At 46.4% G+C, this 14,609-nt stretch carries 10 protein-coding genes; 9 read left to right on the top strand and 1 reads right to left on the bottom strand.

Annotated features, from left to right (window positions below; translation table 11 throughout):
• Nucleotides 1-132 precede the first annotated feature (132 nt).
• Nucleotides 133-2,985 carry a DUF6383 domain-containing protein gene (locus tag BQ9893_RS22465; RefSeq protein WP_075967299.1) on the bottom strand — a complete coding sequence of 951 codons (2,853 nt, stop codon included), beginning with the start codon at nucleotides 2,983-2,985 and terminating at the stop codon, nucleotides 133-135.
• Nucleotides 2,986-4,595: 1,610 nt separating this feature from the next.
• On the opposite strand from BQ9893_RS22465, the gene BQ9893_RS18575 reads away from it, so the two are divergent.
• The 9 genes from BQ9893_RS18575 (at nucleotide 4,596) to BQ9893_RS18535 (ending at nucleotide 14,534) form a co-directional block, all read left to right on the top strand.
• Nucleotides 4,596-5,948 carry a hypothetical protein gene (locus BQ9893_RS18575; RefSeq protein WP_075967297.1) on the top strand — a complete coding sequence of 451 codons (1,353 nt, stop codon included), beginning with the start codon at nucleotides 4,596-4,598 and terminating at the stop codon, nucleotides 5,946-5,948.
• A 34-nt stretch (nucleotides 5,949-5,982) separates the two neighbouring features.
• Complete coding sequence (locus BQ9893_RS18570; protein ID WP_075967296.1) at nucleotides 5,983-7,206, top strand: imelysin family protein; 1,224 nt, start codon at nucleotides 5,983-5,985, stop codon at nucleotides 7,204-7,206.
• Between the two features lie 122 nt (nucleotides 7,207-7,328).
• Nucleotides 7,329-8,759 carry a di-heme oxidoredictase family protein gene (locus BQ9893_RS18565; RefSeq protein ID WP_075967295.1) on the top strand — a complete coding sequence of 477 codons (1,431 nt, stop codon included), beginning with the start codon at nucleotides 7,329-7,331 and terminating at the stop codon, nucleotides 8,757-8,759.
• A 40-nt stretch (nucleotides 8,760-8,799) separates the two neighbouring features.
• A complete protein-coding gene (locus tag BQ9893_RS18560; RefSeq protein WP_075967294.1) occupies nucleotides 8,800-10,011 on the top strand; it encodes a porin in 1,212 nt (403 codons plus the stop codon).
• 14 nt (nucleotides 10,012-10,025) lie between these two features.
• Nucleotides 10,026-10,745, top strand: coding sequence for a hypothetical protein (locus BQ9893_RS18555; RefSeq protein ID WP_075967293.1), 720 nt, complete (start codon nucleotides 10,026-10,028; stop codon nucleotides 10,743-10,745).
• Between the two features lie 36 nt (nucleotides 10,746-10,781).
• A complete protein-coding gene (locus BQ9893_RS18550; protein WP_075967292.1) occupies nucleotides 10,782-11,936 on the top strand; it encodes a Rid family hydrolase in 1,155 nt (384 codons plus the stop codon).
• A 16-nt stretch (nucleotides 11,937-11,952) separates the two neighbouring features.
• Nucleotides 11,953-12,657, top strand: a complete 705-nt coding sequence (locus BQ9893_RS18545) for a hemerythrin domain-containing protein (protein ID WP_075967291.1) — start codon at nucleotides 11,953-11,955, stop codon at nucleotides 12,655-12,657.
• 12 nt (nucleotides 12,658-12,669) lie between these two features.
• Nucleotides 12,670-13,278 (top strand): response regulator transcription factor, encoded by a 609-nt coding sequence (locus BQ9893_RS18540; RefSeq protein WP_075967290.1) that lies wholly within the window; start codon nucleotides 12,670-12,672, stop codon nucleotides 13,276-13,278.
• 110 nt (nucleotides 13,279-13,388) lie between these two features.
• Nucleotides 13,389-14,534, top strand: a complete 1,146-nt coding sequence (locus BQ9893_RS18535) for a Rid family hydrolase (protein WP_075967289.1) — start codon at nucleotides 13,389-13,391, stop codon at nucleotides 14,532-14,534.
• Nucleotides 14,535-14,609 lie beyond the last annotated feature (75 nt).

Genomic DNA, 14,609 nt, shown 5'->3' with positions numbered 1-14,609 from the left:
GGTACTTAAAATCATAAATAGAGGAAATTCCCCTTCATACGGTTTCACGCAAGTTGTTTTGAATTATTTGATTATAAAATAATGCGTTGCAGGGGCGACTTGCGCCCCTGACTACTACAGTATTGTTTCTTATTACTTAACAATAGCTTTAACAGCAGCTTCACCTTCAACAGCTACAACAACTACACCTGCAGGAGCAGCGATTGTTGCATTGTCAGAAGAGATAACTGTGTTGGCTACAGTCTGACCCAAGATGTTGCTGATAACAACTTTCTTGCCTGCAGCACCAGCGATTGTTACGTTACCTTCGCCAGCGATAACCTTAACTTCAGATGTTGCGATAGTTTCGTTAGCTGTCGGAGTGTCTGTTGCTTCGATACCGAATGTCAGAGCGTCTGCATACTTTTTAGTCAAATACAGAACACCGTTCACCTGACGCAGGTAAGACTGAGTAGCAACATTTTCTACAACATATTCGCCTTCTACCGGAGTAGTCTGGAATGCGAATGCAGCCTCGTTCTTAGCCATATCTTTGAATTCCTTGAATTCTTTGACAGTAGCATCATCTTTGTAGATTGCGTAAGCCAAAGAGTCAGCACCAAATGCATAACCTTCAACGAATTCTACTTTTGCAACTTCTACATTGTTTACAGTAGTGAATGAAGTCGGCTTCATGTACATCATGTGGCCTTCTTCACGAGCTTCTTCGCTCAAACCAGCACCAGTTGTGATGTAATACAACGGTTTTTCAGCGTTTTCAACACAAGCAGTGTCTACCCAGATCTTGAACTGATCTTCGATATAGTCACCCTTGTCTGCAACTGCTTTCAAGATACCGTTTCTGTTAGCTTGCATAGAGATGGCCAAAGAAGTATTTTCTGTAGAGAAGATACGTTTGTGAGCCGGAGCATCTTCGATTGTCAGATAGTCAGGAGCAGCCGGAGTTTCAAGTGTCCAGAAACCGTTAACTGCCGCATTAGCATCGTCAACAGCAAGTTTGTTGAATTTAGCTTCTGTTGCCAATACACTCAGTTGATCATACAGTTTTTCAGCATTGTCGGCAAAAATAATCTGATATTCACCGGCTTTTCCTGTAGAACGGAATACAACCAAAGCAGCATTGGCTTCAGTATCCAATGTTACATTTGAAAGGCCGTTGTTTACTGTTACACTACCATCGGCAGCCAAGAAGTCTTTTGTAAACTGTTTGTACAGTTTGTAAACACCGTATTCCATATCTACACCGAACTTAACTGTAGATACCGGCAACATCTTGAAGAATGAAGCATCTTCTAATTGAGTTTCTGCATCAACTGAAACTTTCTTTTTAGCGTCAACCATGAAAGCAGAACCGATCTTCGAGTTGAACTTCAAGGCAACAGCCAAATTACCAACTTCTTCATTAGAGAAGAATCTGTAACCTACGTGGTTGTCAGCTGCAACTTCTGCAGGAACGGCTTCCAATTCGAATGTATTAGAACCCTGAATGAACTTGCCATCTTTTACATAGATACGGCCACTGATCTTAGTTTCACCAGATTCACGGTTTACAATCGTATATTTACCGTTAGCACCTGTAACAACATACTGTGTTCTTGCCAACAAGTCGTTGTTCATATTTGCAGCCGGAGTTGCTTCTGCATAAGAAGGAGTCCAACCGTTAGAAGATGACAAACTCATGTTTGCATAAGCATACTTAGCATCTTTATACTTGATGTAGTAAACACCCGGAGCGATGTCAGCCTTAGCACCAGCAGCCAAAGTGATAACCGGCAGTTCATATACATATTTTGAATTGTCGCGAGAAATTCTTGCAGTTGTCAGTTCATCACCCTTTTCAGCGAAGCCAGCCCAACTTACATAAGAGACCTTAGGAGCACCAGTGAATTTTGATCCTTGAGCAGCTTCATTGTATGTCGGAACACCCAGCAGCTTGATCAGCAACTGATCGTCTTCACCAACCAAAGTAACGTCTTTGTAAATGGCAAAACGATAGTTTGCAACGTTACGGCCCGGAGCCTGTACAGCACCATCAATTTTGCCGTCAGCGTTTACTTTTGCACTGTCAACAGCAAATTTGAAACCGAAAGCGTCTACACCGTTAACGTCTACACCACCTTTAGAAGTATACATAGCAGTATCAACTACAACATATACATTAGTGTTGTATTTAGCATCACCTGTATATTTGTTGGCATCTGCTCTCAGGATCTTGCCGTCAACAACTTTCAGGCCAACATTCTTCTGTCCGTTTTGTTCGCTCAAATCATAAGCTTTCAAAGCTGTCTTTACAAACGGATTTTCAGCATCGGCCAAATCTTCGATGGCCATTTTGAAAGAATTACCATCACCTTCAGCATTCAACTGAGCTGCGTTCATGTAGATGTGTCCCGGACGAACGATCTTGTAACCGGCAGAAGCGTTTCCTTTTGCTATTGTTACAGGACCACCAGCAGTACGATTGCTTTCAATAGAATAGCTTGTTTTGCTTCCGTCAGCATTGATAACGTAGCTTTTCAATTTAACGTCCTTATTAGAACCGAATTCCTCGATAAACCAAGCATTCAGACCGGCCCCCATAACAGCATTGCCTTCTTTTGCAAACTGTAATTTTTTACCAGTGGCTTTGTTTACAATTGAGTAGTAACCCAGGTTTTCATCTCCGTTCGGAGCGAAAGCCCACAAAGTAGAGTCTAAAGTAGCCATAGCTTCGATGGCCTTTTCTACATCAGGGCCATTCAAGGCATCATTCAAAGCAGTAACGCTAACAGCTTTCAAGCTATCAGCACCATTTGTATGGACAGCAGCTTGCAAAGCGTAGCCAACAGTACCTGCGTTACCGTTTACAATCTGGTAATAAAACTTAGCAGAGGGTTCGGTTTCAGCTTGTCCCCAACCTCTTTCAATCAAAGCCGGAGTTTGTGCAGAAACTGCACCTGCCATCAGCAAACCACCCATCAGGAGAGTAGAAAACTTCTTGTTCATAATCTAAAATGTTTAATTAATAATAATATGTATATTGAATATCGTTCTTACTTTCTACTTAACAGGTTTTTACTAAAATCCTGTATTTTGACGAGATAAAACGTACGTTTTTATTCGCCATTTTCAGCTACAAAAATACAACTACTTTTTAAACCTGCAATCCTTTCATCAAATTATTTTTCCATTTCTATATTCTTTCTTATCAATCAGATAGCTAAACAAGGACGAAAAACCTACTTTCCGATACAAAACGATCCAGGGCTTCGAAGAAATGACTAATTTAAACCTACGTTTTTTTTAGTCATTCCGACAAGCCGATATAACTTCCTCACAAACAACAATCTAAAACTACCAAACAGTCATTAAGTACTACCAAATATAACCCTTTCCCATATAATAGACCGGCACCTCCAAATACCCATAACTGCAAAACAATCAATACAATACAAGCTTATACCCCAATCTATGCATCGGAACGTAAAAGCAGTAAAAACAGCAAACCCCGCAAAATCCATCAAAAAAAGCCTTTCTCCCTTGTTAAGGATATACAAAAAATAGAACAGCCTGAAACCTGGGATCACCCGATAGGCCAAGGGTATTGCTTTGAGGATGGATCCATTTTCAATTTGTGACGGGAAAGCATTGAGCGGTAAAAAGTTTCAGTACCTATTTTTCGTGAAACTAAAGTTTCAAACAGTTCCCTCCTTTGAAACTAAAGTTTCCTCGGACGAAACTTTTGTTTCATCGGTTGAAACTTTTGTTTCGACCGCAGAAACTTTTGTTTCGACCGCGAACACTTTAGTTTCGACCGCAGGCATTTTTGTTTCGACCGCAGACATTTTAGTTTCAACCGAGGAAAATAAGAAAGGTGAGAAACGCAACTATGCCAATGCATGAAATTACAGTAAAAAGAGAAAAGCAATCAACGAAGAAAATCATTGATGTCGAATTGATTCCGGACGGATATGGATGAGATACGGGAATATAAAAAAGAAGCCTTTCTTCACAGAGAGGCTTCTTTTTTATATCGAAAATAACCAATAAAAACTTTCCGATATAGTTAATCATCTTATATGCTTACATAATTAGCAAAAGGTTTTGATATAGCGATTATACTAATAGTGTTACTTTCTTAATGACATTGCAAAGATACGGGCACTTCCGGCGTCCCGCAATACCTATATATGAGTAAAAAGATTCCTTTTGCTACCTAATCAGGGTGATATTTAAACAAAAAGAACCGTTTTTCTCAAAACAGTTCTTCTTTTGCGCAAGGAAAACCAATAAAAAATCCCCGCTGTTGTTATTTACTTTTTACTTTAAATAAACATTACATTGACATTCTATCAATAAGGCTTCAGTTGACGATTATACCTAATCATGATACATAATTGACAAACGCAAAAGTATGACCGGACGATCAGCAGGACAATACCTATAAATATGTATATTTGTCTTTAACCTCCCCTATTATAGGGATTTCATACCATTTCTCCTGCAAAAAACCACACAATACCTACAAATAGGTAACATCAAGACCTTTTTACCTACTAATTGCGATTGCGCACTGTCCGCAACCCATCTAATTTTGCCCAAAATTTAAAAACGCAATGAAAAGGTTAACTAATTTATTAGCAATCACTCTACTAACCTCTTGCGCAACAGCGTTTGCACAGGAGCAAGAAGAAACAATGACAGATGGATCTGCCGCAGAACGCTCCGAAGCCATTTACGCATCCGGATACAACAAGTTCCGTTTCGGCGGATACGGTGAAGCTGTCGCAAGTTTCAAGGATTATGGCATTAACCGTTTCTATGGAGGTCATTTAGGCAATAAAAAAGATCATCGCAACACGATTTCCATTCCCCGCTTTGTCGCAGCATTCGATTATAAATTCAACTCCAAATGGATATTGGGAGCAGAGATCGAATTTGAAGCCGGCGGCGTGGGCACGGCATACGAAATTGAGAATTCGGAAAACGGAGAATATGAAACGGAAGTGGAGAAAGGCGGAGAAGTCGCCTTGGAGCAGTTCCACATCACTCGTTTGATCCATCCGACATTCAACATCCGTGCAGGCCACATTATCGTACCGGTCGGCCTGACCAACTCGCATCATGAACCGATCAACTTCTTCGGCACCTACCGTCCGGAAGGGGAAACGACGATCTTACCGTCGACCTGGCATGACAACGGTCTTGAAATCTTCGGTACGTTCGGTCGCGGCTATACGACTTTCAGTTACCAGGCTTTGGTCGTTTCCGGTTTGAATGCAAACGGCTTCGACCGTAACACATGGATTGCAGGCGGCAAACAGGGAATTTTCGAAGAAGACAATTTCACTTCTCCGGGCTATGCGTTCCGGTTGGACTACAAAGGTGTCCCCGGTTTGCGTGCAGGCGCCTCTTTCTACTATTGCGCCAATACAGGAGCCAATTCCGACAAGTTGACGGAATATCCGTTGCACAAGATTCCCGTACGTATATATACAGCCGATGCGCAGTACAAGAACAAATACGTAACGGCCCGTACCAATTTCGTCTGGGGTAATTTGTCCAACGCAGAATATGTCAGTTCCGTAAACACGAAATTGTCCAATAAATCGCCTTACACCCGTGTCGTTCCCGTCGCCAAAAGAGCTGTCAGCTATGCCGGCGAAATCGGAGTGAACGTAAGCGCGTTCTTCAACAACCCCAAAGTTCCGGTGATCTATCCGTTCGCCCGCTATGAATACTACAACCCGCAAGAAGAGGGAGAAGGCATGCAGGTGATGGAGTTGAGAAACAAAGTCAGCATGTGGACAGTCGGTCTGAACTGGTTCGCACTGCCTAACCTGGTAGTGAAAGCCGACTATATGACACGGCAGATCGGAACAGGCAAGATGTTCGGCACCGGCCCTTACAACAGCGAAAACGAGTTTTCAATCGGTATCGCTTATGTCGGTTGGTTTTTGAGTAAATAAATATTAATCACTAATAATTATACAATAGAAAAAAATGAAAAAGAATTTATTCTTAGCTTCTTTGTTGTCAGTAGGACTGGCTTTCTCTGCCGTTTCCTGCGACAGTAACGACGATCCTACACCTGAAGTTCCGGCAACAGATGTCGATTACACTGCTGAAAATGCTTCTGCATGGGGTAACTACATGAAAAATGTAGGTCGACTGCTGAATACAGATTCAGAAAACCTATACAACGCATGGGCTGTCAACTACAACAATACCGGAAAAACGTATGCCGAATTGTTCAAGAGCCACGATGCTTCAACCGGATATAGCAGTATTCAGAGCTGTGCACAGGAAATCGTTGAAAAATGTGCGGAAATCGCCAATGAAGTAGGTACTGCCAAAATCGGAGATCCCTACAACCTGTATGTAGGCGGTGACGAAGACGGAGCGCTTCTGGCCGTTGAATCATGGTATAGCTGGCACTCCATCGACGACTATAGCAACAACATCGTGTCTATCAAAAACTCCTACTACGGTATCTATATTGACGGCGAAGCTGTGACAGCCAATGCCATTGAATCAGCAGTTCCTGCCGAACACTCTTTGGCAAAAGCGCTTGAAAACACAGCCATTGGTAAAGCAGTCGATGCAGCGATCAACGACGCTTGGAAAGCAATCCAGGCAATCCCAGCTCCTTTCCGTAACCATATTGTCAGTTCACAGACTGAAGCAGCCATGGCAGCTTGCTCCAAATTGCAGAAACTGCTGAGCGAAGTGGAAGCAGAAGACGGAAGTGTAATCGGAGCTGATGATGTCAACCTGAAAGATGCGGTCAACAACATTCCGGAAGCAGAACTGCAGGCTATCGTTAACCACTATGTGGATAATGTAGTTGTTCCGACATACAAGAAATTGCAAGAAAAGAACAAAGCCCTGTTGGCAGCAGTCGATGCATTCGCAGCCAATCCTTCGAATGAAGGTTTCACTGCAACTTGCAACGCATGGTTGGCAGCTCGTGAACCGTGGGAAAAGAGTGAAGCATTCTTGTTCGGACCGGTAGACGAATTTGGCTTAGACCCCAACATGGATAGTTGGCCTTTGGATGCTCCGGCTATCGTACAGATCATGAAATCCGAATCTTGGTCTTCTTTGATTTGGAAAGACGGAGACGATGACGCCGCTGTCGAATCAGCTCAGAACGTACGCGGTTTCCACACGTTGGAATTCCTTGTCTTCAAAGATGGAAAGGCACGTACGGTTCCTGCCAAATAAGAATAGCTTAGCTACGGCATAGAAAGTGTGCCGAAACCGGCTTGTCCTTGCCAAGCGCAGGACAAGTTGGTTTCGGCACACAGCCGCGTATAACAATCATACACAAATTTACATAGAGGAATATGATAAAGCGTTTATCTGAATATTGTCTTTTTTCACTTTTATGCATAGCGACATATTCGTCTTGCGATTATGACACAGACGGTCTTGACATAACCGACATATCCGTACCCGATGGATATGCCCTGTCGGCCGACATATCGACCGTCTTCTTAAATTCATCTACAGCTTACGATGTCGAATCCAACTGGGTAAGCGGAAAATACCTGACCCGCTTCACAACCGGTAACCGACTTTACGACAACGCACTATCCAGCGCGAGCGGCCTGGGCCCCGTATATGCGGGCTATTCATGCGGCAGTTGCCACGTAAATGCAGGACGCACAACCCCCACGCTTTGGACAAACGGAGGATCCGGCAGCACAGGATTCTCGTCCATGTTGATCTACATCACCCGTAAAAACGGTTCATTCTTCCAGGACTACGGCCGTGTGCTCCACGACCAGGCAATTTATGGTGTTAAACCGGAAGGTAAACTGAAAGTAGAATATACCAAACAGACTTTCACATTCCCTGACGGAGAAGAATACGAACTTTGCAAACCCAATTACACCATCACGGAATGGTATGCCGACAGTATCAAGCCGGAAGACCTGTTCTGCACCGTGCGCATCCCGCTCCGCCACGTCGGCATGGGGCAAATGATGGCGCTCGATCCCACGGAGATCGAAGCATTGGCAAAACAAAGCAATTATCCGGAATATGGTATCAGCGGACGTTGCAACTATGTCACCGAAAAAGGAATCAGGGGCGTAGGCTTGTCCGGCAACAAGGCTCAACACCAGGACCTGACCGTCGAGTTGGGATTCTCCAGCGATATGGGAGCGACCAACAGCCGCTATCCGGAGGAGATTTGCGAAGGGCAGAGCCAAATGAAGGGTGGCAGCCTGATGGGGCTGACCTATGACCAGTTAGATGTCACAGCCGAAGAGATGGAGGATGTCGAACTATATATGCAATGCTTGGGCGTCCCCGCCCGCCGGAACGTGAACGACCCGGAGGTAAAAAAGGGAGAACAGAAATTCTACGAAGCCAAATGCCACCTCTGCCACGTCACGACCCTGCACACGAAACCGCGCGGAACCAGCCTGATGTTAGGGACCCGGCTTCCTTGGCTGGGCGGACAGACGATCCATCCCTATTCGGATTTCCTTCTGCACGACATGGGATCCGAGATCATGGGAGTCGGCCTGAACGACAACTACGTGAGCGGCTTGGCCCGCGGCAACGAATGGCGCACCACGCCTTTGTGGGGTGTCGGCCTGCAGAAGAAAGTCAACGGGCATACCTATTTCCTGCATGACGGGCGGGCACGTAACTTCGTCGAAGCCATCATGTGGCACGGCGGAGAAGGAGAAGCATCCAAGAATCTTTTCAAGAAGATGAGCAAAGAAGACCGGGATGCCTTAATCAAATTCTTGGAATCTTTATAATTCAATAATCAACAATAGAAAGTAAAATACGATACAATATATGAAAAAGTGGATCATATTGGCAATGTCGGCCATCTTGCCATTCACAGCGATGGCCCAACATGAAGAAGATACTGAAAACGGCGTGGTATCACTGGCCGGAAGGGAAGGTTTCACCATCGGAACCAAAAAGGGCGACTTCGTTTTCAAGCCCTATTTAATGGTACAAACAGCCGGTAACTTCAATTGGTATGACGACGAAGGCCTGGACAAAGCCTATAACCAGGACAACATCGCCAACTCCGGTTTTTCCATTCCCTATGCCGTCCTCGGTTTTACAGGAAAAGCATTCAACAAAGTAACCTTCAACCTGTCCATCAATGCCGCCGCCAGCGGAGGCGCCTTGCTGCAACAGGCTTGGTTCGACGTGAAGTTCAACCAGAAATTGCAACTGCGCGTAGGTAAGTTCAAGACTCCGTTCTCACATGCTTACCTGACGACATTAGGCGAAACGTTGCTTCCGCAACTTCCTCTCTCGCTGACCTCGTCCGTCATCATGCCTTACTCGCTGAATGCCGTGACTCCCAATATCGGAACCGGATTCGACTTGGGTATCGAGTTGCACGGATTGCTGGATGAAAAATTCGGTTACGAAGTCGGCCTGTTCAACGGTACAGGCGCAAGTGTCAACACCTCAACCAAAACCGTCAGCGATGACTGGCACATACCGTCGTTGCTCTATGCCGGCCGTTTGAGCTATATGCCCAAAGGCGTGATGCCTTCCACCCAGGGAAATCCGAACCGCCTGCATGAGGACAAGATCATGTTCGCCATCTCCGGATCGTTGAACGTGGAAAGCGAGAACGAGAGTACGAACGACAGCCGCATCGGGTTGGAATTCGCTATGCTGAAAAACAAATTATATTTGGCAGCCGAAGCCTATTGGATGAACGTAGGCTTTACCAAACGCCAGAAGATCAACGAACATTACAATTATATCGGCGGTTACATACAGGGTGGTTACTTCGTCGCTCCCCGCGTGCAGGCAGCGTTGCGCTATGACCTGTTCAACCGTAACGGGACAGACAAAGACGGTTTCCTGAACATGCCTGCCGTAGGGGTAAACTATTTCTTCAAAGGATGCAACCTGAAGCTGCAAGCCATGTATCAATTTGTCGGACGTACCGGCCACGACACACAGTTGGACCGCGACAACGACAACCTGGGATTGGCAACCCACTCGGCAACCGCACTGCTCCAGTACACATTTTAAACGGAGGGAAAAGAATGATTTCTATAAGAACTTTTTTATCTGGTTTAATCGCATGGACGGTCCTTTTTGTCTCTTGCGATGACGGACGTATCCCCGAAAAAGACATCAACATCTCTGAAAAGGGACGGGTAGTCAAATTGGTCGGCGATATATCCGGACTGGACAACTGGCCGTTGAAATACAGGATCACGATCGCGGGATTCAACAGCGCCAGCAATTATGCCGAGACATCAGCCAGAATCATGCCGCCTTCGGACGGGAAACATGTCGAAGTCATAATGGGAGGAATCGCCGACGATGTCGAGACGCTGGAACTTTGCGCCATCGACGCGATGAGCACACGGATCATGACTTTCGAATCAATGGAGGCTCCGGCCACGACCGACACGATCGTCTTCGATGTCGGCACGCTCGACCTCAGCATGTTTGCCGTCATACAGGACCATCTCTTTACGCCAACCTGTGCCAATTGCCACGGCGGAGGCAGCGGGAATCCGGCAGGCAACCTGAATTTGATGCCCGGCAAAAGCTATGTATCTTTGGTAGACGAGGCCTCCCACAAATTGCCCGACGTGAAACGAGTGCAACCCGGCAATGCAGAAGAAAGCCTTCTCTATCAGGTTGTAATGGAACAACACGAAGGTTGGGGATACAACCATTATGGCTTGCTGACCCAGACTCCGGTCCTGAGGACTATCATCAAGGATTGGATTGATGGCGGAGCCTCTCGATAAATAAACAAAATTACAAATAACGACGCACGAAATCGTATGGATTTTAGAAAAATAATAAGTGACGACAAGATTGTGGAAATCCAACTCTCTTCCTTTAACACGGAAGACGGAGTAACAGAGTATCAAGCACTGTTTTCCGTAACGGACCCCAGTCTCCCTTTCAGCGAGCAATTGCAGTCTCTGCAACAAGCCTACACCTATATGACCCGAAATATCCTTGCCGACAACGCTATTGCCGTTTTCCGCCGCTACTTCCTGAGCGATGCCACCAACCAGGCCGACCTGGTCATGGCATGGGAATGCGAAAACTCTTTTTGCGCCCTCTCCATCGTCCAGCAGGCTCCGTTGAACGGAAGCAAGATCGCAATGTGGACCTATTGGCAGACCGACATGGCCGTTCAGAATTATGACAACGGGCTGGTAGAAGCCACGCACAACGGGTATCACCATTTCTGGGGTGGCGGAGCATGCAACAGAGCTTCCAATTCAGAATACCAGACACGGCTTTTGTTGAACGATTACGTCTTGCAACTGACCGAACAAGGGTGCAGACTGGCCGACGATTGCATCCGCACCTGGTTCTTCGTCCAAAATGTGGATGTCAACTATGCCGGTGTCGTCAAAGCCCGCAAAGAGGTTTTCATCACGCAAAACCTGACGGAAAAGACTCATTATATTTCCAGCACGGGAATAGAAGGACGTAATGCCGATCCGAATGTTTTTGTCCAGATGGATACTTATGCCGTAAAAGGCTTGCAGCCCGGACAAATCCAGTTCCTCTATGCTCCCACTCACCTGAATCCGACCTACGAATACGGAGTGACTTTCGAGCGGGGGACAGCCGTAACCTATGGCGACCGGAAACAAATCTTTATTTCCGGAACCGCAAGCATCGACAACAAAGGCGAAATCGTATATCCGGGAAATATCCTGAAGCAAACGGAGCGCATGCTGGAAAACATTGAGACCTTGCTGCAGGAAGCGGGTGCCGGGTTACAGGATATTATGCAGGCGATCGTCTATTTGCGCGACCCGGCAGACTATGTCGTGGTCAAGCAATATATCGAAAGCCGCTACCCGTCGTTGCCGCATCTGATCGTACATGCTCCCGTGTGTCGTCCGGGCTGGCTGATCGAAACGGAATGCATAGCTGTCGTACCGGCAGATGCACCTCAATATGCATGCTTATAATCAACCTACTATACAAATGATAAAAGACATGGGAAACATGAAGAACGGAAAATACAGGGAAACAAGCAAGATGAGCGACCTGATATGTGATAATTACCCGATGGTCCTTGTGATGAGCCGCTTCGGCATCGACTTAGGGTTCGGAGAGAAAAACATCGGAGAAGTATGCCGGCAGAATAAGATCGACACACAGACTTTTCTGACTGTCGTCAATTTCCTGACGGAAACCGAGACAGCTCCGGTTGCGGAGATCCATAAGGATATCTCCATCTCTTCGCTTATCACTTACCTGCATAACGCACACGACTATTTCCTGAACTTCCGTCTTCCCCATATCCGCCACAAGCTGACAGAAGCGATCGTGAGTTGCCCCAAAGATGTGGCCTTCGTGATCCGCCGCTTCTTCGACGAATATGCCGAAGAGGTGCACAAGCATATGTTGTACGAAGAGAAGACAGTTTTCCCCTATGTCCGTAATTTGCTGGAAGGAAAGAAAGATCCGAAATATAATATCAGCATCTTCCGTAGGCGGCATGACCAGATAGAAATGAAAATCACGGAACTGAAGAACCTGATCCTGAAGTATTATCCGGGACCGGACAGTGACTTGCTCAACAGTGTCCTGTTCGATATTTTCGCAACCGAACAAGACCTTGCCTCTCATAACCGGGTAGAAGACTACCTCTTCGTACCCGCGATCTTGTCTTTAGAGAAACAATAAAAAACAGCTGCCATGTCCACAAACATAAAAATAGCGATAGCCGAATCGTCCGCCATCATCCGGTGCGGGTTGGAAACGCTGCTGAAACGATTACCCGGATTCCGTATCCAGATATCCGAGATAACAGCGGCAGACAGTCTGACAGAGGGCTTACGCATTTATAAACCGGACATTCTGATTATGAACCCATCCATTCCGGGAAACTTCAACCTGCAACATCTGAAAGACGAATGCGGTTGCCCGGACATGAGATGTTTCGCCCTTCTGTATAACGTAAGCGACCCGTTGCTGCTCCGCCCCTACGACGACCAAATATCCGTATACGACAGTCCGGACGAATTGAAGCAGAAGCTGGAGCGCCTCAACGCCGAAGAAGTTTCGTCCGAAGAAGGAGAAAGCGACGACCAGCAGACACTGAGCAGCCGGGAAAAAGAGATTGTCGTCTGCGTGGTGAAAGGCATGACAAACCGGGAGATAGCAGACCGCTTGTACCTGTCCACCCACACCGTTATCACCCACCGCCGGAATATCGCCCGGAAATTACAGGTACACAGTGCCAGTGGCCTGACCGTCTATGCCATCGTGAACAAATTGATAGAACTGAAGGACTTGAACGGCTAACAAACAAGGCCGTTCCTTACTTTATTAAGTAATTTTCAGGACTCAATTTTCAATTTTCAATTAAATAGCCTTATTTTTACGATCTATACTGCGAAAACACAATACACAATATGAACCTGATAAGGAAAACATACGGCACGACGGAGGTACAAATCTCCACTTTTCAATCTTCCAAAGGTATAACAGAATACCACATCTTCTTCCAGCAGACAGACTGCATGGAGGATTTTCACTCCCAATTGCAACATATACAAGAGGTCTACACCCGTACGGTGGAAGAGTTGCCGGGTAATCCCGCCGCCATTTTCCGGCGCTATTTCCTGAGCGACGTAACCAACCAGACAGATGAACTGATGGAACAGGAACGCCTTTTCCCCTATTGCGCATTGTCGATCGTGCAACAGGCCCCGATGAACGGGACGAAGATTGCGTTATGGGCCTGGTTGCAGACCGGCGTGCAGACACAAGTGTTGCCCAGCGGGTTGTTCGAGGCGCGTCACGGAGCCTACAGCCAGATATTAGGAGCCAACCAGTGTAACAGGGCCGCCAATTCGGAATATCAGACCCGCCTGATCTTCCGCGATTATATCCTGCAACTGACGGAAGCCAATTGTACGTTAGCAGCCAACTGCCTGCGCACATGGATCTTCGTTCAGAATGTAGACGTAAATTATCCGGGTGTGGTAAAAGCCCGCAAAGAGGTATTTGCGACACAGGGCCTGACGGAAGAGACTCATTTCATTGCCAGTACGGGGATCGAGGGACGCTATTTCGACCCGATGGTGTTCGTGACAATGGACACGTATGCCGTTTCCGGCATCTGCCCCGAACAGCTCCGCTATCTATATGCATCCGAACATCTGAACCGCACGTACGAATATGGCGTCACGTTCGAACGGGGGACAGCCGTCACATACGGCGACCGCCGCCATGTCTTCATCTCCGGCACAGCCAGCATCGACCGGTACGGGGAAATCGTGCATGCCGGCGATGTCATGAAACAGGCTTCGCGCATGATCGAGAATATTGCAGCCCTGCTGAAAGAGGCGGAAGCCACTTTAGACGATATCATGCAGGCGGTGATCTACATCCGCGATACGGCAGATTATGCACGGGTCAAACGGTATATGGACGAGCACCATCCCAACCTGCCTTATATTATCGTCCGTGCCCCGGTTTGCCGGACCGGCTGGCTGGTCGAAATGGAATGCACGGCGGTGACGGCCAAAGGGGATGAACGGTTTGCGACATTATAACATGTTTTAAAAGAGATCAACCAATCTGATTTTTACGTAATTATGGTGTATTCTTCTTAACGGCTTACGTTTCCG

The sequence above is a fragment of the Parabacteroides massiliensis genome (genome assembly GCF_900155425.1).
Taxonomy (GTDB): Bacteria; Bacteroidota; Bacteroidia; order Bacteroidales; family Tannerellaceae; genus Parabacteroides; species Parabacteroides massiliensis.
The sequence above is the reverse complement of the archived record's forward strand: the minus strand, read 5'-3'. Positions and strand labels throughout refer to the sequence as shown.

Coding starts and splice junctions, on each gene's coding strand:
- BQ9893_RS22465 (WP_075967299.1), bottom strand. CDS start 2,985: ATGAACAAGAAGTTTTCTACTCTCCTGATGGGTGGTTTGCTGATGGCA.
- BQ9893_RS18575 (WP_075967297.1), top strand. CDS start 4,596: ATGAAAAGGTTAACTAATTTATTAGCAATCACTCTACTAACCTCTTGC.
- BQ9893_RS18570 (WP_075967296.1), top strand. CDS start 5,983: ATGAAAAAGAATTTATTCTTAGCTTCTTTGTTGTCAGTAGGACTGGCT.
- BQ9893_RS18565 (WP_075967295.1), top strand. CDS start 7,329: ATGATAAAGCGTTTATCTGAATATTGTCTTTTTTCACTTTTATGCATA.
- BQ9893_RS18560 (WP_075967294.1), top strand. CDS start 8,800: ATGAAAAAGTGGATCATATTGGCAATGTCGGCCATCTTGCCATTCACA.
- BQ9893_RS18555 (WP_075967293.1), top strand. CDS start 10,026: ATGATTTCTATAAGAACTTTTTTATCTGGTTTAATCGCATGGACGGTC.
- BQ9893_RS18550 (WP_075967292.1), top strand. CDS start 10,782: ATGGATTTTAGAAAAATAATAAGTGACGACAAGATTGTGGAAATCCAA.
- BQ9893_RS18545 (WP_075967291.1), top strand. CDS start 11,953: ATGATAAAAGACATGGGAAACATGAAGAACGGAAAATACAGGGAAACA.
- BQ9893_RS18540 (WP_075967290.1), top strand. CDS start 12,670: ATGTCCACAAACATAAAAATAGCGATAGCCGAATCGTCCGCCATCATC.
- BQ9893_RS18535 (WP_075967289.1), top strand. CDS start 13,389: ATGAACCTGATAAGGAAAACATACGGCACGACGGAGGTACAAATCTCC.